Annotated in this window: 21 protein-coding genes, 1 riboswitch and 1 other annotated feature; of the genes, 4 read left to right on the top strand and 17 right to left on the bottom strand. The window is 44.6% G+C overall.

Going from position 1 to position 20,770, the window contains the following annotated elements; translation table 11 throughout:
- Positions 1-18: 18 nt before the first annotated feature.
- The 9 genes from hisIE to L1D15_RS08860 form a co-directional block, all read right to left on the bottom strand.
- Positions 19-654 (bottom strand): bifunctional phosphoribosyl-AMP cyclohydrolase/phosphoribosyl-ATP diphosphatase HisIE, encoded by a 636-nt coding sequence (hisIE, locus tag L1D15_RS08900; RefSeq protein ID WP_239875351.1) that lies wholly within the window; start codon positions 652-654, stop codon positions 19-21.
- A complete protein-coding gene (gene hisF / locus L1D15_RS08895) occupies positions 651-1,424 on the bottom strand; it encodes an imidazole glycerol phosphate synthase subunit HisF (RefSeq protein WP_239868127.1) in 774 nt (257 codons plus the stop codon). Before hisF ends, hisIE begins: the two co-directional genes overlap by 4 nt.
- Positions 1,406-2,143: a 1-(5-phosphoribosyl)-5-[(5-phosphoribosylamino)methylideneamino]imidazole-4-carboxamide isomerase gene (gene hisA, locus L1D15_RS08890; protein WP_239875350.1), complete on the bottom strand. Its 738-nt coding sequence runs from the start codon at positions 2,141-2,143 to the stop codon at positions 1,406-1,408. Before hisA ends, hisF begins: the two co-directional genes overlap by 19 nt.
- A gap of 12 nt (positions 2,144-2,155) precedes the next feature.
- Entirely contained in the window at positions 2,156-2,770 is a 615-nt protein-coding gene (gene hisH / locus L1D15_RS08885) for an imidazole glycerol phosphate synthase subunit HisH (protein WP_239875349.1), read from the bottom strand.
- Positions 2,771-2,796: 26 nt separating this feature from the next.
- On the bottom strand, positions 2,797-3,870 hold the full coding sequence (hisB, locus tag L1D15_RS08880) for a bifunctional histidinol-phosphatase/imidazoleglycerol-phosphate dehydratase HisB (protein ID WP_239875348.1): 1,074 nt from the start codon (positions 3,868-3,870) through the stop codon (positions 2,797-2,799).
- 69 nt (positions 3,871-3,939) lie between these two features.
- Positions 3,940-4,980 carry a histidinol-phosphate transaminase gene (gene hisC, locus L1D15_RS08875; RefSeq protein ID WP_239875347.1) on the bottom strand — a complete coding sequence of 347 codons (1,041 nt, stop codon included), beginning with the start codon at positions 4,978-4,980 and terminating at the stop codon, positions 3,940-3,942.
- Between the two features lie 12 nt (positions 4,981-4,992).
- Entirely contained in the window at positions 4,993-6,285 is a 1,293-nt protein-coding gene (gene hisD, locus L1D15_RS08870) for a histidinol dehydrogenase (protein ID WP_239875346.1), read from the bottom strand.
- A 5-nt stretch (positions 6,286-6,290) separates the two neighbouring features.
- Positions 6,291-7,187: an ATP phosphoribosyltransferase gene (gene hisG, locus L1D15_RS08865; RefSeq protein WP_239875345.1), complete on the bottom strand. Its 897-nt coding sequence runs from the start codon at positions 7,185-7,187 to the stop codon at positions 6,291-6,293.
- 40 nt (positions 7,188-7,227) lie between these two features.
- Positions 7,228-7,363 (bottom strand) — a sequence feature (His leader region).
- A gap of 175 nt (positions 7,364-7,538) precedes the next feature.
- Positions 7,539-9,140: a Na+/H+ antiporter NhaC family protein gene (locus L1D15_RS08860; protein ID WP_239836715.1), complete on the bottom strand. Its 1,602-nt coding sequence runs from the start codon at positions 9,138-9,140 to the stop codon at positions 7,539-7,541.
- Between the two features lie 115 nt (positions 9,141-9,255).
- Positions 9,256-9,438, bottom strand: a riboswitch (Lysine riboswitch).
- 606 nt (positions 9,439-10,044) lie between these two features.
- Between L1D15_RS08860 and L1D15_RS08855 the strand changes: the two genes are divergently transcribed.
- Positions 10,045-10,452: an H-NS family nucleoid-associated regulatory protein gene (locus L1D15_RS08855; RefSeq protein ID WP_239836716.1), complete on the top strand. Its 408-nt coding sequence runs from the start codon at positions 10,045-10,047 to the stop codon at positions 10,450-10,452.
- A gap of 90 nt (positions 10,453-10,542) precedes the next feature.
- On the opposite strand, the gene L1D15_RS08850 is transcribed toward L1D15_RS08855, so the two are convergent.
- Together L1D15_RS08850 and L1D15_RS08845 are read right to left on the bottom strand one after the other, a co-directional pair.
- Positions 10,543-11,847 (bottom strand): inosine/guanosine kinase, encoded by a 1,305-nt coding sequence (locus tag L1D15_RS08850; RefSeq protein WP_239868101.1) that lies wholly within the window; start codon positions 11,845-11,847, stop codon positions 10,543-10,545.
- Positions 11,848-12,054: 207 nt separating this feature from the next.
- On the bottom strand, positions 12,055-12,324 hold the full coding sequence (locus tag L1D15_RS08845; protein WP_239836718.1) for a hypothetical protein: 270 nt from the start codon (positions 12,322-12,324) through the stop codon (positions 12,055-12,057).
- A gap of 193 nt (positions 12,325-12,517) precedes the next feature.
- Here L1D15_RS08845 and mnmA point away from each other — a divergent pair, with 193 nt between their 5' ends.
- From mnmA to purB, 3 genes are all read left to right on the top strand, one after another.
- A complete protein-coding gene (gene mnmA / locus L1D15_RS08840; RefSeq protein ID WP_239875344.1) occupies positions 12,518-13,639 on the top strand; it encodes a tRNA 2-thiouridine(34) synthase MnmA in 1,122 nt (373 codons plus the stop codon).
- A 26-nt stretch (positions 13,640-13,665) separates the two neighbouring features.
- Positions 13,666-14,283 (top strand): high frequency lysogenization protein HflD, encoded by a 618-nt coding sequence (hflD, locus tag L1D15_RS08835; RefSeq protein ID WP_239875343.1) that lies wholly within the window; start codon positions 13,666-13,668, stop codon positions 14,281-14,283.
- A gap of 149 nt (positions 14,284-14,432) precedes the next feature.
- Entirely contained in the window at positions 14,433-15,803 is a 1,371-nt protein-coding gene (gene purB / locus L1D15_RS08830; RefSeq protein WP_239875342.1) for an adenylosuccinate lyase, read from the top strand.
- An 83-nt stretch (positions 15,804-15,886) separates the two neighbouring features.
- Here the strand turns inward: purB and L1D15_RS08825 are convergent, their stop codons facing one another.
- From L1D15_RS08825 to L1D15_RS08800, 6 genes are read right to left on the bottom strand one after another with little or no spacing between them, the layout of a single operon-like run.
- Entirely contained in the window at positions 15,887-16,423 is a 537-nt protein-coding gene (locus L1D15_RS08825; protein WP_239875341.1) for a DUF3833 domain-containing protein, read from the bottom strand.
- A gap of 1 nt (position 16,424) precedes the next feature.
- On the bottom strand, positions 16,425-16,979 hold the full coding sequence (locus tag L1D15_RS08820; protein ID WP_239875340.1) for a chalcone isomerase family protein: 555 nt from the start codon (positions 16,977-16,979) through the stop codon (positions 16,425-16,427).
- Positions 16,930-17,454 carry a DUF2878 domain-containing protein gene (locus L1D15_RS08815; RefSeq protein WP_239875339.1) on the bottom strand — a complete coding sequence of 175 codons (525 nt, stop codon included), beginning with the start codon at positions 17,452-17,454 and terminating at the stop codon, positions 16,930-16,932. Before L1D15_RS08815 ends, L1D15_RS08820 begins: the two co-directional genes overlap by 50 nt.
- A 1-nt stretch (position 17,455) precedes the next feature.
- Positions 17,456-18,694, bottom strand: a complete 1,239-nt coding sequence (locus L1D15_RS08810) for a cyclopropane-fatty-acyl-phospholipid synthase family protein (protein ID WP_239868081.1) — start codon at positions 18,692-18,694, stop codon at positions 17,456-17,458.
- The gene (locus L1D15_RS08805) at positions 18,691-19,488 is read right to left on the bottom strand and encodes a DUF1365 family protein (protein ID WP_239875338.1); all 798 of its coding nucleotides are present in this window, start codon (positions 19,486-19,488) and stop codon (positions 18,691-18,693) included. Before L1D15_RS08805 ends, L1D15_RS08810 begins: the two co-directional genes overlap by 4 nt.
- Positions 19,488-20,768, bottom strand: coding sequence for an NAD(P)/FAD-dependent oxidoreductase (locus L1D15_RS08800; protein WP_239875337.1), 1,281 nt, complete (start codon positions 20,766-20,768; stop codon positions 19,488-19,490). Before L1D15_RS08800 ends, L1D15_RS08805 begins: the two co-directional genes overlap by 1 nt.
- Positions 20,769-20,770 lie beyond the last annotated feature (2 nt).

Genomic DNA, 20,770 nt, shown 5'->3' with positions numbered 1-20,770 from the left:
TGCTCGAAAGCCAAAAAGCTATTTATGACGCTCTTTAAGTTTGTTCACTACGTCATTCATCGATAGGCCTTGGTCTTGCAGCAATACCAGCAAGTGATAAATCAAGTCTGCTGATTCACACACTAACTCCGCCTTGTCACCCGACGTCGCCGCAAGCGCGACTTCAACGCCTTCTTCGCCCACTTTCTGCGAAATACGCTTGGTGCCACGGGCATAAAGACTGGCAGTATAAGAGGAATCAGGGTCGGCACTCTTGCGGGCAGCCAATAACTGCTCAAGTTGATGAAGCCACACCATTTGTGACTCCTCTTGTGGATCGACATCCCAGCAAGTGGGATTACCCAAGTGACACGTAGGACCAATGGGATTCACTTTCACCAGCAGCGTATCGTTGTCGCAATCTAACTGCATGTTTACTAACTGCAATACATTGCCTGAGGTCTCACCTTTGGTCCAAAGACGCTGTTTGGTACGAGAGAAAAACGTCACTTGACCCGTTTCACCCGTTTTTGCCAACGCATCTTGGTTCATGTAACCCATCATCAGCACTTGGCTTGATTGGAAATCTTGTACGATGGCAGGTACCAGACCATCCACCTTTTCCCAGTTGATTCGCTCAGCTAGCGAACTGACTTCGGCGGCTTTCACACTCATAGTCGTACCTCAATGCCTTGTTGTTTCAAATACTGCTTTAGTTCACCAATGTTGATGACTTGCTTGTGGAATACCGATGCGGCAAGCGCACCATCGACATTCGCTTTTTGGTAAGCTTCTGCGAAGTGCTCCATGGCCCCCGCCCCGCCTGATGCAATCAGCGGAACGTTACACACTTCACGTACCATGTTTAGCTGATCGATATCGTAACCGTTACGCACGCCGTCTTGGTTCATCATGTTCAATACGATTTCACCAGCGCCACGCTTTTGCACTTCTTGCACCCAATCACGCGTTTCCCACTGGGTCGCTTTGGTGCGTTCTTCATCGCCAGTAAACTGGTAAACCTGATACTTGCCTGTCTCTTTGTCGTAGTAAGAGTCGATGCCAACCACGATACATTGAACACCAAACTTATCCGCAAGGTCAGTAATCAACTGCGGGTTCGCCAATGCAGGTGAGTTGATAGACACCTTGTCCGCGCCAAACTCAAGAATACGCGCTGCGTCTTCGGCTGATTTAATGCCACCAGCGACACAGAAAGGGATATCAATTACTTCTGCAACGCGAGCCACCCAACTTTTATCGACAACACGACCATCACTGGAAGCGGTAATATCGTAAAACACCAGCTCGTCAGCGCCTTCTTCCGCATAACGCTGTGCGAGAGGGACGATGTCACCAATGATTTCGTGGTTGCGGAACTGAACGCCCTTCACCACTTGTCCATCACGAACATCAAGACATGGAATTATTCGCTTTGCCAGCATGCAAACGCCTCCTCTGCTGTGAACTTACCATCTAACAATGCACGACCAACAATCACGCCAGCAACACCGCTGCCTTTTAGTGCTTCGATATCTGCTAACGAGCCGATGCCACCTGAAGATTGGAACTGCACTTGTGGGTACTGTTTACACAGGTCGACGTAAAGCTCTACGTTTGACCCCGCTAACGTACCGTCGCGAGAAATATCAGTACATAGCACGTGTTGTAGGCCAACGGTTAGGTAGTCTTTGATCAATGCTTCGATAGTCACACCGGAGTCTTCCTGCCAACCAGAAATTGCTACTTTGCGCGTACCGTCTTGATCGATGTTGATGTCTAGCGCGAGAACGATTTTCTCTGCGCCGTATTTTTCCATCCAACCTTTTACAAGCTCTGGTTGTTTTACTGCTGTCGAACCAACCACAACACGCTGAGCACCTGCTTCTAATAGATCAATCACGTCTTGCTCTGTACGCACACCACCACCGATTTGGATATTCGCTGGCGTACTTGCTAATAGCTTTGCAATCAAATCAAGCTGGCGTGCTGTGGTGTCTTTCGCGCCAGTTAAATCCACCAAGTGCAGCCAGTTAGCACCGGCTTGGTGGTACAAGTTGAACTGCTCTGCTGGGTCGACTTTGTACTCGGTTACTTGGTCGTAATCACCTTGATAAAGGCGAACCACCTGTCCTTCAATTAAATCAAGAGCTGGAATAATCACACTAAATCCCTTTTATAATTCTAAGAAGTTTTGAATAAGCTTCGCGCCCGCTTTTGAAGAACGCTCAGGGTGGAATTGCACACCGTAGTAGTTACCGCTTTGTACTGCTGCTGTGAACGGATTTCCATACTCACATTCCGCAATTGTGTAGTCCCCAACTGGCATTGCAAAGCTGTGCACGAAGTAGAAGTACTCACCTTCTTCAATACCTTTGAACAGTGGATTACCTGCTTTTGCAGACACCGTGTTCCAGCCCATATGCGGCAGCGGCAAGTCACCAGTTTGTAATAACTTAACTTCACCATCACAAAGTCCAAGACACTCAACTAGCTCGTCGGCTTTCTGGCCTTTCTCTTGAGACACTTTGCCCAACAATTGCATGCCTAAACAGATACCTAGTAGCGGCTTCTGTACCTGTTTTACCAAGCTGATAAGATCGCGCTCTTCTAGGTTCTTCATCGCTTCACTGGCGGTTCCCACGCCAGGTAGAAATAGCTTGTCAGCCGCCAATACAACTTGTGGATCTTTTGAAATTGTTACGTCATAGCCTAGGCGTTCAATGGCAAACTTCACCGAAGAAACGTTGGCACAGCCAGTATCAATAATGACAACTTTCTGTTCTGTCACTGTTTTTCTCCTTACTAACGTGAGCCTTAAAGCACGCCTTTACTACTTGGTAGCTCAGTGCCTTCTACTTTGATTGCTTGGCGTAAAGTACGACCAAACGCTTTAAATAGACTCTCAATGATGTGGTGATCATTGTCGCCATCAGAAGAAAGGTGCAGCGTACACGCTAGGGTGTCAGTTAGAGAGCGGAAGAAGTGAACCACCATCTCTGTTGAGAGGTCACCGACTTGCTCACGGCTAAACTGCGCGTCGAACTTAAGGTAAGGACGACCAGATAGGTCCAGTGCACATTGTGCCAAGCACTCATCCATTGGCAGGCTGAAGCCAAAGCGACCAATACCACGTTTGTCACCCAGTGCTTCTTTCAACGCCTGACCCAAAGCAAGAGCGGTATCTTCTACCGTGTGGTGATCATCAATGTGCAGGTCACCTTCCACTTTGCACACCATCTGGAATCCGCCGTGCGTCGCGATTTGATCCAGCATGTGGTCGAAGAAACCAAGACCTGTAGAGATGTCATTGCCGCCTTGCTCATCAAGATTTACCACGACTTTAATATCAGTTTCTTTCGTAGTACGAACCACTTCAGCGACCCGAGCTTTGACCGTCAGATCTTTCAGGATCTGTTTCCAGCCCATGGTTTCTGGGTTGTATTGAATGCCACGAATTGCCATGTTCTCTGCAAGTTGAAGATCGGTTTGACGATCGCCAATCACAACAGAGTTTTGGAAGTCCACTTTGCCACCTTGAAGGTACTCTTTCACCATGCCTAATTTAGGCTTACGGCATGAGCAGTTATCTTCTTCAAAGTGAGGGCAGATCAGCACATCATCAAACTTCACACCTTGAGATTCGAAGATTTCCATCATCATATCGTGCGGTGCATCAAAATCTGCTTGTGGGTAGCTGTCTGTACCCAAACCGTCTTGGTTAGTGACCATCACTAGACGGTATCCTGCATCCTGCAACGACAGCAGGCTCGGGATAACAAATGGCTCTAGTTTTAGCTTATCTAAACGGTCTACTTGAAAATCAACCGGCGGCTCAACAATTAAGGTACCATCACGGTCAATAAAAAGGATTTTTTGTTGTTTGCTCACTCGAACTTCCTTATTGCTAATCTTTGGCGCCCCCGCTAGTCAGCGAAAGCAATTAATTTTTATCTCTACTTATGAGTAGTAGTTTCTAATGAATCCGAGTGTTTTTTCGCACTCGTCGCGGTTACCTACACTGATACGTACGCAGTTCTCAATTGGCGAGTTACGCAAGATAATGCCTGTTTCCCAAGCAGCCTTGAAAAGATCATCACCATCTGGGAATTTAACCAATAGGTAGTTACCCCATCCTTCAAAGACTTCCAAGCCCGGAATCATCGACAAGCCCACCTGCAAATAAGCACGGTTCGCGTTCAAATCGAGAACTTGGAATTTTGCTCGAGCTAATCCTGCTTCAGAAAGCGCTTGAGTGGCAATTTCCGCAACAGGAACTGGCACTGGGTATGGTGCGATAACTTTAAGAAGTACATTAATCAGCTCTTCGCTTGCTAGCGTAAATCCACAACGCAAACCCGCAAGGGCAAAAGCTTTCGACAGAGTACGCAGAATTGCAAGATTCGGGTATTGCGCCAGTAAATCTACCATTGACGCTTCTGGGCAAAAATCAATGTACGCTTCATCCATCACCACGATTGCGCGGTCTTTTGTCATTTCAAGCAGAGAGACAATGTCTTCACGCTTAACCAAGTTGCCCGTAGGGTTGTTTGGTGAACAAACGAAAACCAGTTTAACGTTATCCAGACTAGCTTCGATGCCAGCAAGGTCTAGTTGCCAATCTGATGTTAGCGACACGGTTTTTCGTTCTACACCAATAGTTTCAGCGCTAATGGAGTACATACCGTAAGTTGGTGGGCAGTAAAGAATCGCATCTTCGCCTGGTTCACAGAATGCACGAATCAGTAACTCGATGCCTTCATCTGCACCGCGAGAAGTCAGCGTTTGTTCTGGTTTCACCCCTGCATACGCAGCGTATGCAGAAATCAATTCCTTCGGTTGGCATTCGCTGTAACGATTAAGACGAGCAAAATCTGTTTTGTATTCATTGTTGAATGGCGATTCGTTGGCGTTCAGCCATACATCACCCGTACCACCGATACGACGAGCTGATAAATAAGGGGTCAGTTGTTGGACCTGTTTACGCGCTAGCTTTTCCATCTCATTACCCTCTTACTTAGCTGCCAGTTTTTCTACACGAATAGTCACGGCACGTTTGTGTGCATCCAAACCTTCTGCTTCAGCCATGGTGACCACTGTTGGAGCAAGGTTTTTTAGACCATCAGCAGACAGTTCTTGAACCGTCATACGCTTAGAGAAATCCGCTAAACCTAAGCTCGAATACGTACGCGTGTAACCGTAAGTAGGGAGAACGTGGTTAGTGCCCGATGCGTAATCACCCGCCGATTCTGGTGACCAATCCCCTAGGAAGATGGAACCTGCATTATCGAGTAAAGGCAAAAGCTCGCGAGGGTTCTTGGTCTGAACAATCAAGTGCTCAGGGCCGTAGTAATTCGAGATGGAGACCGATTGAGTCAACGACTCTGCGATGATAACCAAACTTGAAGCGAGTGCCTTCTCAGCAATATCCGCGCGAGATAGCTCTTTGAGTTGGCGCTGAACTGCGTCAGTGACTTGGTCCGCAATCACAGGTGAAGGCGTCACTAGTACTACTTGAGAGTCAGGGCCGTGCTCTGCTTGGCTTAGAAGGTCTGCTGCGATGAAATCTGGGTCTGCAGTTTCATCGGCAATCACTAGCACTTCCGAAGGACCCGCTGGCATATCGATCGCTGCACCGCGAAAATCATTGCTCACCTGACGTTTTGCTTCTGTCACGTAAGCGTTACCCGGGCCAAAGATCTTATTAACTTTGGATACCGTCTCGGTGCCATAAGCCATCGCAGCAACGGCTTGGCCACCACCGACGTTGTACACTTCATCAATGCCGCACAGCTGAGCGACATACAAAATTTCGTCTGCGATTGGTGGTGGAGAACACAACACCACTTTGCGACAGCCCGCAATTCTCGCAGGGACGCCAAGCATCAAAACCGTCGATGGTAATGGCGCGCTGCCACCTGGAATGTACAAACCCACTTTTTGGATTGGACGCGTTACCTGCTCACAAAGCACACCAGGTTGAGTTTCTACTTTGATAGGTTGTGGCTTCTGCGCTTTGTGAAACTTAGAGATGTTGGCATAAGCTTGCTCCAGTGCGTTCTTCATTTTTTCAGAAAGACGCGCTGACGCTTCCTCAATCTCTTGAGCCGATACACGAATGGATTCCGGCTTCACGCGATCAAACTTCTCAGTTAATTCAAGCAGGGCTGAATCGCCCTCACTACGAACTTTCGCGATAACGTCAGAAACCGCAGCAGTGATGTTTGCACCCTCTGCAATTGCAGGACGTTCTAGAATCGAGTCTTGCTGAGATTCACTCAGCGATTGCCATACGACGATTCTCATTGCGGTTACTCCATCATTTTGTCAATTGGTAGCACTAGGATTGAGCTTGCACCCAGCTCTTTCAGCTGTTCCATGGTTTCCCAGAACAGGTTTTCAGTACTGACCAAATGAACCGCCACTTTTTGCTTGTCGGCAGACAGAGGTAATACAGTAGGGTCTTCAGCGCCCGGAAGTAGTGCCTTGATTTGGCCTAGCTTCTCAGCTGGTGCATGTAGCATGATGTATTTAGATTCTTTAGCTTGCTGTACGCCTTGCATACGAGTCAGGAGTTTCTCGATTAACGCCACCTTGTCCGCATCGAATTCACCGGTGCGTTGAATCAGTGTCGCTTTTGACTTGAAGATGATTTCTGCTTCTTTGAGGCCGTTCGCTTCCAGTGTTGCCCCCGTAGACACTAAGTCAGCGATCGCATCTGCAAGACCAGCGCGAGGGGCAACTTCTACTGAGCCTGTCAGCATACATGTTGAGAATGGGACACCCGCTTCATCCATGTAAGCTTTTAGCAGCTGTGGGTATGTAGTTGCGATGCGCTTACCAGCAAGGTCTTGAGGGCCGTTGTACTCTTCGTCTTTGTCAATTGCGATAGACAAACGGCAGCCACCGAAATCAAGTCGACGAAGTTGGATAAATTCCGATGGTTCGCCCAATGCTTTACGGTCGAGGCGAACTTCTTCTAATTCATTTTCACCAATAAAGCCTAGGTCAACGACACCATCCATAATCAAACCCGGAATATCGTCGTCACGAACCAAAAGCAAATCAATTGGCATATTTTCAGAGTGAACGACAAGGCGTTCACCCATAACGTTGAATTTAACGCCACACTTTTTAAGTAGAGCTTGGCTCTCTTTACTAAGGCGACCTTTCTTTTGGATTGCGATTCTTAGGCGTTGTGTTTGCATTGCTTTTATCCCTGTGCAAATTAATTCTTAAATCGTTAAAACTAAAAAACCCTCGGAAGAGTAGTCTCCCGAGGGTTCTAAATCTTGTAGTTTGCGATTTCTGCCTCCGGGAGTTTCCTGTCCCCCGGGTATGCGTACATCTCCCGAAAGACTAGACTGGGTGATGATGGTGATGAATGTTCATTACAAAATTACGCATACTTATAAGCTCTTCAGTTCGCTTGCTTGATAACCACACTAACCAAGGAAAAACTATTTTTCAACTAAAAATTAAAGATTTTTAAAATTTGTATTAGACAAATAAAAAAGGAGCTTTCGCTCCCTTTTAAGTTCTTTATTGAGTTCAATTCATTAAGCGTTATGACAGCTTGCTATCTTGGCTCTTGAAAGAATTGACAACAATACACAAACGCCAAAGAAGGCAACGGCTGAAGCGGCAAATGAAATTCCTACGGAAGCCGTCATTCCCAATGTGATAAAACCAATACAAGATACAGCAGCCACTGAAAGCGCATAAGGTAACTGGGTCGCCACATGATCAATATGGTTACAACGAGCCCCTGTTGAAGACAGAATCGTCGTATCAGAAATTGGCGAGCAGTGGTCACCAAATACTGAACCAGCTAATACAGCACTTAGCATAGGCAACATCAAAGCAAGATCCGTTGCGCCAGCCATATCACCGGCAATTGGAAGCATGATGCCAAATGTCCCCCATGACGTACCGGTAGAAAATGCCATAAGGCCAGAGAGTAGGAATAGAATAACTGGCAGCCAATGTGGATTTATATTACCTTGCGCCAATGTCGACAGGTATTTACCCGTATTCATATCACCAATCACTGAGCCAATAGTCCAAGCAAAAACTAAGATCAAAATGGCACCAAACATTGATTTTGCACCAATCCATAGTGTGCGTGTGATCTCGCTTACCGCAATACCTTGCTTAAATACCGTAAACAGTGCGATAGCTAAACCAACAAGGCCACCATAAATTAACGAGGTGCCTACATCGGTGTTTTCAAAGGCACCTAGAATATTAAATGCCTTGCCATCAGCAGCCAAAGCTTGACCGCCGGTGTATAACATAGAAGCAATGGTCGCAACAATCAGGAATACGATCGGCAAAACCAAGTCTGAAACTTTACCGCCTTCGCTCTCTTGAATATCTAACTCTTCATTGATTTCATGAGCTTCCTGTGAATCATTCGCTTGCTCTTTCTCAAAACCATGGCCTTGTGAGGCCGCAATTTCGTGATTACGCATTTTACCAATATCAAGGCCAAACCAAGCAACGGCAAACACCATCAGCAATGCAAATACCGCATAGAAGTTCATTGGAATAAGACGCACATACGCGCCAAGAGCGGAATACTCAGTAATGCCATGTGAAACGAGAATGCCACCAATAATAGTCATGATATACGCGCCCCAACTTGATGCAGGCATAATCACACACATTGGTGCTGCGGTTGAATCTAAGATGTAAGCCAATTTAGCTCGAGAAACATAGAAGCGGTCTGTGACAGGACGAGAAATCGCACCAACGGCTAGGCTGTTAAAATAGTCATCAACAAAAATAAATACGCCTAGAAAAGCCGCAAGTAATTTGGAACCACGTTTACTTTTAACGCGAGATTGCGCCCATTCGGCGAAAGCACGGGTACCACCCGATAACGTCAGTAGCGCCGTCATCATACCAAGTAAAAGTAGGAAACCAACGATACTCATATTCCATGTATTAATACCGCCGTCTTCAATGAAGACACTCGATACCGTTGAGCCTACATAGCTGAGTGTATTACCCAGAGAGTAATCGTTAAGAAGGACAGCGCCCAAAGTGATACCCACACCTAAAGACACCAGTACACGACGAGTAATAATCGCCAAACTCAGTGCGACCAATGGAGGTAGCAAAGAAATCGGAGATGTTGCAAAATCAATTAAATTCATGATCTTCAAAAACCAGTAATAAATGGTTAGAGATCTACTGCAGATAAATTGAAAGAAATGAGTATCAAACAATTTATGTTGAACTAAGCGAAAGGGAAGCGAAAACTCCACCCTGCCCTACAGTAGCGCTCCATAGTTTTACAAAATTATAGACTATGGCAGTGTTACCCCTTTCGAGTGTAACCCCAGCAAGCACCGTTGATATGAATACTCACTTCGGCAAAACAACCTTTCATATCTGTTCATTGGCATCACCCCAACAAATACTACTGATTTATTTCGCACCTCTACCGCGACAGTTGATATTTTAAACTACTGAAAAACAATTTTAACAACAATTTAACCAACACATCGCATTAGGTGGCGCCCATTGTACTGATCGAAAGCCCCATTGCAATACATCTTACCCAATTAAGCATTAATGATTTTTCTTCTTCTGTGCATAAAGTTTCTGCTCATACCATTTAAGCTCAACTAATATCATAATGGGCGAGCGATGACCCTTCCTATTTATTCATCAACTCGGTCTTTTCGATGTACATCTTCGATTACGCTCGTAAAGTGAAGAAAAAAATCAGCATTTAGTGAGAAAAAATATGAATTAAAGAAGATTTGTTACTATCTTGATAATGTCATGACAAAAGGATAATCCAACTTATTTTTATGATATAAAATAAATATCATTAGTGTATGAAACTTATCCTCTATCAGTATTGTCAAAATCACAAAACCAACGATATTCTATGCAACAAGAATTCATCAGTTAATAAGAAAGGTCTCATTACTCTAATCCTTCGGCGATTAATTAATAGTTTTTATAACAATTTAACTGGAAAATATTGTATTGCGAATAATACGGGTTTAATATTTATTTCATCGGCTCCTTAATTAAGTGGGAAATTACATGTCGGAACTAACAAAAACTCTATTAAACATTCGTAGCCTACGAGCATTTGCGCGTGAGCTTACCTTGGAACAACTAGAGGAAGCTCTAGACAAATTATCAACTGTTGTAGCTGAACGAAAAGAAGCGGAAGAAGCAGAGCGTGAAGCCAAAGCAGCACAAGAAGCAAAATTGGCAGATATTGCTGAGCAAATTAAGCAACTAGGTCTAGATAAAGACATGGTTATTTCAGCTCTAGCAGGTGAAGCTACTGGTAAACAGAAATCAAAACGCGCCCCACGCCCAGCAAAATACAAATATGTAGATGCTAACGGCGAAGAAAAAACATGGACAGGTCAAGGTCGTACACCTTCAGCAATCCAAGAACAGCTAGATGCAGGTAAATCACTTGATGACTTCCTGATCTAATTGAAATTTATAGAAGAGTTTTTAATAAACACTTTTGTATTGTAAAAAACCTCGCTATGCGAGGTTTTTTTGTAATTAATTATTACTGAATTAACGTTCCCAATATGCTTCTTCTAAACTATCTTCACGCTCTGGCAAGCCTCGTGATAGGCGTGGTGAATGCTGAACTAAAACCTCATAACTAGCACGATTTGAATATTTGCAAACCTGAGAGAATGACGAATATGTCAAGAACGTATGTGCATGCTTACTTGAATTAGGCACATTTTCTTTATGGTATTTATTCGCAGCCATATCATGCAATAACGCGGACAATGCTGCATCACCTGCCCCATTAGTATTTTTAATTTTTTCTGGCCCCCCCATGTAAGGTGAAATATGCGAATACACCTTAATTGGGTTCTCACAGGCCGCTTTCGCTGCTGGACGACTAAATTCAAAACGATTAAATTCAGCAATACTACCTGGAAGTAATGGTAGAGAAGTCTGACGCTTGGCCGCTTCCTCAGTATAACCTGCCATAAATAGACCCACAGGACCGGCGGTACAGAGAACCAAATCTACCCACTCCAATGTCTTATCTGACGCCGCTAACGGATCGGACTCACCCGTTAACGCCTCAGCTTCATCCTCATTCATTGCTACGACGCTAACGTGGTCACGCAAAAAGTCTTGCCAGAATACAGGATCATCTTGAATCACGAATTTCGTTCCGAGAGTAAGAACGACTGGCACATTGTATTTCTTCGCATATTCAATGGCTTTCATCGTCGCTTCCGGCATTGGATCACCTTCTTTGCAACGCACTAAATAGGCGGTTAATACTAAAGCAGAGGCATTCTCGAAAATCGTTTCAGGAATACTACTTGGATGTAATTGATTCATCTGACCTTCGCTAATAGCAAACGTCCGTTCACCATCATCAGAAATGAGAGCAAAACACCGACCAATTGCACCATCAACACCTTGAAGGTAATTCAAATCCATCCGGCTTGAAGTGTTGCACAAATAGCGAAAGCCGTAACTTCCGATCTTAATATCTTGGCTCATGACACCCAAAAGTGTTGAACGATCATCGGCCAGAACAGAATAGTTATGAAGTGTATTACCGATCGTCCCACCAGCATATTCATTGGTGATGAGGGCATTATCTTTCAACTCATTATAAAGCGCTTCTGCAGTAGCATCATCTATGACTAATGAGTGACCTTTACTCAGCTTGTATTTCTCAATAAGCTCCGAGCTTACTTTCGCTTCAATATCGACCAAAGTTTGGTCAATACCAATAATGTGCGTGCTGGACATTTTCTTGCTTTCTTGAGATTGACTCACTAAAGGGTCACGCGCATGCACAGGAAAATAGTGCTTAGATTTTCGTTGGCCAGGAAACTTCATAACAAATATTCTGAGTAAGGGATGAAAGGATGCCGGATTCTACCTCGCACTACCTAACGCGGCAATAACTGGAATTATAGCAAACGTTTGCCACTAAAATTTAATCTTGATGTAATAAATAAGAGGGATTCATAGAACCCTTCAAGGGTCTGTATGAAAAATATGCCAGCTCTATTTGAGTGGCACATTGGGTACCTAAATGGAGGCTTATTCGCCTTCCATAAACCCTATATCGGGGAGCCTGTCTAAGTGCTCAGAGTAGCGCTTTAAGTTGAATTTACCCTCGTTTTTCATGACATCAAATATTTCAATCGAAACAGCACAAGCCATCATCGCTATGGCTTCGTCTTTTGGTGTTCCCGTCATCATCAATCGCATTAGCGTTTCTTTAACCTTCAGCGGCTCACCATCTTCAAGCTGATTTTCAACAATCTCAATCAGCTCTGCTTCCGACATGAATTGGTTATCATCACTCATGTTTACACCTTGTTTAACTTGAATTTCGTCAACTATGCCATATATAGGCTGTCTATAGTCATAAAATCGTAGATTTCAGTTACGTGCGAGTAAAATTGCAGCAAAATCGAAGTGTGAGTTCGATCTCGGAACTGTCACCTCGAAACGCTTTCTGTTAAGATCTGCCTCCAGTTAAATTGTGTGGTGTTTAGTAATGTCTGAGAACTGTACTGACAACAGTAAAAAGAAAGTTATCGTCGGCATGTCTGGCGGTGTCGACTCATCCGTTTCCGCGTATCTTCTGAAACAACAGGGCTATCAGGTCGAAGGACTGTTCATGAAGAACTGGGAGGAAGACGATAACGAAGAATACTGTACTGCTGCAGAAGATTTGGCTGACGCTCAAGCCGTTTGTGACAAGCTAGGTATTCATCTGCACACCATCAACTTTGCTGCAGAGTACTGGGACAACGTTTTTGAATACTTTTTGGCAGAATACAAAGCAGGCCGCACCCCTAACCCAGATATCCTTTGTAACAAAGAAATCAAGTTCAAAGCTTTTCTTGAATTCGCCGATGAAGTGCTCGATGCCGACTACATCGCAATGGGTCACTACGTACGCCGTACTTTCCCTGAAAACGGCGAAAAACCTCAAATGCTTCGTGGCCTTGATGGTAATAAAGATCAAAGCTATTTCTTGTACACACTCAGCAGTGAGCAAATCGCTCGCAGTCTTTTCCCTGTCGGTGAACTAGAAAAGCCTGAAGTACGTCGTATTGCAGAAGAGCAAGATTTGATTACCGCTAAGAAAAAAGACTCAACCGGAATCTGCTTCATCGGTGAGCGTAAATTCACCGACTTCTTGTCACGCTATTTACCGGCACAACCAGGTAAGATCGAAACACCTGAAGGTAAAGTGATCGGTGAGCACCAAGGTCTGATGTATCACACTTTGGGACAACGTAAAGGCCTGCATATTGGTGGCCAGAAAGGTGGTGGCGGCAATGAAGATCCTTGGTACGTTGCTGATAAAGATTTAAAGCGTAACGTACTTATCGCAGTTCAAGGCGCTGATCATCCATTACTAAAGTCTCAAGGGCTAATTGCCTCTCAACTACACTGGGTAGACCGTGAAGTCATCGAAGCACCTGTTCAGTGCAGCGTGAAAACGCGTTACCGTCAGACAGATATTCCATGTACTCTCATCCCTATTGATGATGAAACGATCAAAGTAATCTTCGACGATCCCCAGGTCGCCGTGACTCCTGGTCAGTCAGCGGTATTTTATAAAGACGATGTCTGCTTAGGTGGCGGCATCATTGAAGAACGAATTTAATTCAACGCATTTAGGAGTATTACTACGTGGCTAACGCACTTTACGATCGCACCATCGCATTTGCAGGAATTTGCCAAGCTGTCGCTCTGGTTCAACAGGTCGCGAAAAATGGTCACTGTGACTCTGATGCGTTTGAAACGTCACTAAAAGCGATCCTCAACATTAACCCAAGCAACACCGTTAGTGTTTATGGTCGTGAGTCGGATTTAAAGCTAGGACTTGAGTGCCTAGTGAAAGGCATTGATAGTACCCCTACTGGTAGTGAAATTACTCGCTACATTATTAGCCTGATGGCGTTAGAACGTAAGCTGAGTGGCCGTAACGATGCAATGTCTCAACTTGGTGATCGTATCCAGATGATCGAAAGACAGCTTGATCACTTTGAGTTGCTTGACGACCAAATGATCAGCAACTTGGCCAGTATCTATCTCGATGTCATTAGCCCAATTGGTCCTAGAATCCAAGTCACGGGTACCCCTTCTGTCCTACAGCAGACAGGTAACCAGAACAAGGTTAGAGCATTGCTGCTATCGGGTATTCGAAGCGCAGTGCTTTGGCGTCAAGTCGGAGGCAAGCGCCGTCACCTTATCTTCGGGCGTAAGAAGATGGTTGAACAAGCTCAAATCCTACTCGCCAGAATGTAAGGCTTAATCATACCGCTCGCGTCACGACGCGAGCGTATTTTTTCTACCAGAACAAACCCAAAGCAAACGTTTGCGCAATGTGCGTGACAATTGCGTAAGTTATTGGTATAAAGCTCACGAAATTTAGACACTCAATTCAGGAGAACATCATGGAACTGTCAGCATTGACTGCTGTTTCGCCAGTAGACGGCCGTTACGGAAGTAAGACCATTGCACTTCGCAGCATTTTTAGCGAGTTCGGCCTTCTAAAGTACCGCTCTATCGTTGAAATTCGTTGGTTGCAAAAGCTAGCAGCCACTGATGCAATCAAAGAAGTACCAGCTTTCAGTGCAGAAGCAAACCAGTTCCTTGATGAGTTAGCAGCAAACTTCTCGGAAGAGGACGCAGCGCGCATCAAAGAAATCGAACGTACCACTAACCACGACGTTAAAGCGGTTGAGTATTTTCTAAAAGAGAAAGTAGCTGGTGTTCCTGAGCTTCACGCGGTAAACGAGTTCATTCACTTTGCTTGTACTTCAGAAGACATTAACAACACGTCTCACGCGCTAATGCTGAAAGAAGCTCGTGACGAAGTGATTCTTCCTGAAATCAAAAACATCATCGACGCTATCAAAGCACTTGCCGTTGAATACCGCGATATCCCACTTCTGTCTCGTACACACGGTCAGCCAGCTTCTCCATCTACTATGGGTAAAGAAATGGCGAACGTTGCGTACCGTATGGAGCGTCAATACAAGCAAATTGCAAACGTTGAAATTCTAGCAAAAATCAACGGCGCAGTGGGCAACTACAACGCTCACCTATCTGCATACCCTGAAGTTGATTGGCACCAATTTAGCGAAGAGTTCATCACTGAATCTCTTGACGTAACTTGGAACCCTTACACAACTCAAATCGAACCACACGATTACATCGCTGAATTGTTCGACGCGGTTGCACGTTTCAACACTATCCTTCTAGACTTCGACCGTGACGTTTGGGGCTACATCGCTCTTGGTCACTTCAAGCAGAAGACAATTGCTGGTGAGATCGGTTCATCAACAATGCCACACAAAGTTAACCCAATTGACTTCGAAAACTCCGAAGGTAACCTTGGTCTAGCAAATGCGGTATTTAGCCACTTAGCTCAGAAGCTGCCTGTTTCTCGCTGGCAACGTGACCTAACTGACTCAACGGTTCTTCGTAACCTGGGTGTTGGTGTTGGCTACGCAATCATTGCATACACTTCGACTCTGAAGGGTATTAGCAAACTAGAAGTAAACCGCGAAGCGCTACTTGCTGAACTAGACCAAAACTGGGAAGTTCTAGCTGAACCAGTACAAACAGTTATGCGCCGTTACGGCATCGAAAAGCCATACGAGAAACTTAAAGAGCTAACTCGTGGCAAGCGTGTAGATGGCGAAGCTATGCGTCACTTTATCGATGGCCTTGAGCTTCCTGAGCACGAGAAAGCACGTCTGAAAGAGATGACGCCAGCTAACTACATCGGTCAAGCGATTGAATTGACAGATAAGCTGTAATAGAACACGGTATAAAAACAACAGGGTTGACGTAACAACGTCAACCCTTTCTTTTTGACTCCAATTACCTGAAAGCTATCGAGTTAATTCGGTGTCCGTTTTTGAAAGAACAAAGTGATTTGACCGACTTCAACACCCAACTTACGAATACTGGTGATATTAAATACATGTCGATCGTCCTGTCTGAATAACCAATCATCAAAAGTGACCTTCACCTTTGAATCATCAAGGGTCAGCTCAAAGTCGTATACCCAGTGGAGCGCATTACCTACTTCTTTACCTTGCGCAATACCCAATATATCCCCCGCTTCCCCCTCATAAGTGCTGTCACTTAATCGCTTAATTTTCCAAATTCTCTGGTCAAGCTCGCCATCATCAAACACAAAGTCTTCAACGAGAGTTATGGTATCTCCATTAATAGTGCCAACGATGTCAACCTTAAAACGACGCTGCTGTTTATTGGTATAATCTTGAACCATTCCCCAAGCGGTCACTTCACCATCGAAGTACTCAAATAGATTAAAAGCTGGCGTACTTCCTTTATATTCAGAAACTTCTGTCGAACAACCGATAAGTATCGTTAAAAGTACACCGATGATGGCCGTTTTCATTTTTCGCATGCTACTTAGCTCCAATTAAGTCTTGTCTAAGCTTTGGGTATTGCGTTTGAGGAGATAGCCAGATCGCAAGAAACGCGTCATTGAGCTTCGGATCCGTAATCGATCCAATCCACTGATTTTTTTCTTGATGAGAAGAAAAGTAGAAACGTCCTTTATCACCATCGGATACGTAGGTCAGTTGCTGTCCATCTTTGATATCTGGGAAGATTTTTTCTAACTGAGTAACCCATGGGCCAGTGTCAGAATAGCCAAGTTTCTCCCACTGCTCTCTGGTGGCATTAACCAACTGCTTTTGGCTAATATCTCTTTGATACTCAATAGATAAAGCGAGAGGATGTGGGGAAAGATCTCCGCTTTGGGTATAATTACCAGTAGGTGTGAGAAGCTGAGAATGGTAGATTTCGAAAAAGAAATAAGTAAGTTGAGCACTCCCAACTTGGCGCCACTCCTGCCAATTTTTATCACTCACAGCATCAGCTTTTATGCTTGTACTGATGGTTAAAGAGCTAGCGATTAACCCTGCCAGCGTAACCGATTTTATTTGACGTATTTCCATAAACCTTTATCACAGCAGCAATTATGAGTAACCACTCGACCATTAATATAAGAATCGTTGTGGTTGTCGGTAAAGGAAAATAGACTGCGCCCAGTTTTTCTCCTGCTAAATAACTGAGTGCTCCTCCAATTCCTCCTAATATAGATACGAGAAAAATTGGAAATCGGCTCACTAGTGGGGCAAGAAAATACGCATACCAAGCAAAAATAAACCAGAGTGCCATCAACCAAATCGGGAATTCACTGAATTGGAAACGAAAGATCCCCAGCGTCATATTGGCGTAATCAACAACGACGCCCATTACCGCCATTAAAAACACTCGTTCAAGCTTTATCGGTGCGACTAACTGGCTGTATACGTAACTAACAACAACAAGGCCAACTGCCACCCACTGAAAGTCCTCCCGGCCTAATACCGCGATAAGCCAGACAACTTGGAACCAGAGAGAGTATACGATCAGCCTTTTGTTTGTCATATCAAGCCTTTTGAAAAGTCATATGTACCGTGCTGATACTTCTTGCACGGAATCCACCCTCGCAATAGCAAAAATAATATTTCCACATACGAATAAACGTCTCATCAAACCCTAGTTGTCTTACGTCTCTCTCCGATGCCACAAACCTTGCATGCCACTCTTTCAAAGTGTTCGCATAATCTAAGCCAATATCGAACAGGTTTCTCAAGACTAGATCGCTATGAGTCGTCGTCGCGTGAGTTAAGGCTGTTATCGAGGGTAAGAAACCGCCAGGAAAAATATACTTCTGGATAAAATCTACATTGTTGCTGTAGTAATCGTACCTTTGATCGGCAATGGTTATCGCTTGAATCGCCATTAACCCTTGTGGTCTTAAAAGGGACTGACATTTGTCGATATATGACCCCAAGTATTCTTTGCCCACCGCTTCGATCATCTCAATAGACACTAACTTATCGTAATGGCCTTTTAACTGTCTGTAATCCTGTTTTAGTAGAGTTATCTTATGCTCAAGTCCCTTTTCGATTATCTTCTGTTGAGCGTACTGGTACTGTTGCTCCGATATCGTGGTAGTCGTTACATGGCAGCCATACTTTTCCGCCATGTATATCGCCATCCCTCCCCAACCGGTACCAATCTCAATCACCCTATCACTGGATGTCAGCTCAAGCTGCTGACATAGCCTTTCCATTTTATTGAGCTGAGCTTGCTCTAAGCTATCTGACGCTGAGTTGAAGAGGGCTGCCGAATACAACATCTCTTTATCAAGAAAGGTTTCATAAAGCTCGTTACTCAAATCATAATGAGCACTAATATTCTTCGCGGCATTTTTCTCTGTATTGCGATTGAACCAATGCCCGAGTTGGTAAGATATGCGGGAAATAAAACTACTCTGTCCTTCGATAGAATCTAAGGTTTTTAAATTTAAGGCCATCAATTCCATCAGCTTGGTTAAATCCGGGCTATCCCACCAACCATCCATATAAGCTTCACCAGCAGCAATACTGCCACCTTTAAGCAACCTTGCGTAAAAACTCGGGTGTTTGATCTCAATGACCGCATGTAACCGTGATGTCTGCGCTGCGCCAAAAGTTGCTCTAACTTCTGACTGTGAGAAAGATTCTATGACAGTGAGTGAACCTGATGTGATTTTTTTTAGGAATGACATTGCCAAACTGCGCGCTGTTTTTTGCCCTGCGCTCAGTGATGATGAGTAACCTAAAGTTTGGGAGTTGATCATGTCCTATGCTCCTTAACCTGATCTCTCGATTTATATTTTCCGGAAGAGGCTTCCGGCTTTATTTTATATTTAGGATGTGAGTAGAACGGTGCACCTTTACACCACAACTTAAACGCATGCCAGTATATGCCTGACAACATTTTTGCTGCCATTAACGGCGTTCTAATCAAATGTTTAAGGAGTATCCTTGATGTAAGTGGTTGCTTACTCATACTGAGCGTGGCATCAAATTCCTTTTGATCCCGATGACACTCAAGATGAATAGAAAGCTTCTTCCCTAAGGGTTTCAACCGCCAAACATATTCTTGTTCTATGGGGTTAAAAGGGGACACATGAAATGCTTTGCTGTGTCGCCACAATGTTTCATCGAAAGCAGGAACTGCATAGTAGTGCCTTTGATTCCAGGGAGTATTACTTACCTCAGCCAACAGATAACGCCAATCTCCACCCTTGTTATAAACATAGTAGAAGTTTACCGGACTGAAATAGATCCCGAGATAGCGAAGGTGAATAACTGCCTCAACGCGACCATCCACTTTCTCTCCAGTCAATTCTTCTATCTTATCGAATACCGCGCGTTTTAGATCTCCTTCCCCAAGGTAATCCGTTCGTTTGAATCTCGCCCAGTGCCACCACTTCTGCCCAAACCCCCATACAGATTTTTCCACTGCTCTGATCTGGTCCAAATCAATACAAGGCATAAAAATGGGGTATTTTAACTGATGCTCTACTGGGCTAAAGCGTCGATGTCTTACGTCACCAACAAGCAGAGAGCAGCCATGCTCAGGCTTCATTATGCGGCACCTCTCTGTCGTTCTTCTTCATCACGAAGGCGAAGCTCTCTCACGACATCCAAAGCACTTTTTACCCCGTCTTCATGGAACCCGTTATACCAATAGGCGCCACAAAACCAAACTTTATCCTGTCCATTTATGTCAGGGCGGCGCTTTTGAGCGCGCATCGATTGTTCACTAAAAACAGGGTGATGATAGGTAAATGTTTTAAGCACTTTGCTCGGCTCTATCAGGTGTGAACTGTTTAAAGAAACACAGAATGTCACGGGAGCTTGTATGTGCTGCAGTATGTTCATGTTGTAGGTCAGCGTTGGCGGACGCTCACTTTCACCTTGCTCTCCATTTAACCAATAATTCCAAGAAGCCCACGCTGATTTTCGCTTGGGAAGTAAACTTTCGTCCGTATGAAGTGTGACCTCATTGGCTTGGTACTCCAACTGACTAAGCACTTCATTCTCTAGGTCATTAGCATCCTGTAGCAAAGCTAGCGCCTGATCGCTGTGACATGCAAAAATCACTTGGTCAAAGCGTTCAGTTCGCTGACCTAGGTCGATTCGTACACCAAGTTGCTCTCTGCGGACAGATTTAACCGGCGTTGACAGCCGTATACGATGTGCGAACTCACGGGTTAGCGGCTCAACATAAGCATTTGAGCCTCCTTTCACAACGTACCACTGAGGTCTGTTCAGTACATCGAGTAACCCATGATTCAGAAAGAAACGAGCAAAAAACTGAAGAGGAAAAGCACGCATATCAGCCAACGTGGAAGACCAGATAGCAGCCCCCATGGGTAAGATATAGTTGTCGCAAAAATAGTCACTAAACTTCTCTTCTGATAAAAATTCGCCAAGCGTTTTTTCAGGTTCATTAGCTTGCTTGACTAACTGTTTTACCTGTTTGTTGAAGCGTAAGATCTCGAATATGAAAGCGTAGAATTTAGGATTGAACCAATTTCTTTTCTGCGCGAAAAGTGTCGATAATGTATGGCCGTTATACTCTAGGCCACAACCGTCATTGCGCACGCTAAAGCTCATCTGCGTTGGAATACCTTCGACACCAACTTGCTTCATCATGGCAATGAAATTGGGATAAGTCCTATCATTGTAAACAATAAAGCCAGTGTCGACTGCATAGTTCTCACCTTGCACCTCAACATTGACCGTAGCAGTGTGGCCACCAATATAGTCGTTGGCTTCAAAAAGAGTGACATCATGTTGCTTGTTGAGATGATAAGCGCATGTCAACCCAGAGATACCTGTCCCGATTATGGCTATTTTCATTG

The organism is Vibrio sp. Isolate25 (assembly GCF_022398025.1).
GTDB classification, from domain to species: domain Bacteria; phylum Pseudomonadota; class Gammaproteobacteria; order Enterobacterales; family Vibrionaceae; genus Vibrio; species Vibrio coralliilyticus_A.
This window is presented reverse-complemented; position numbering and strand designations above follow the sequence as displayed.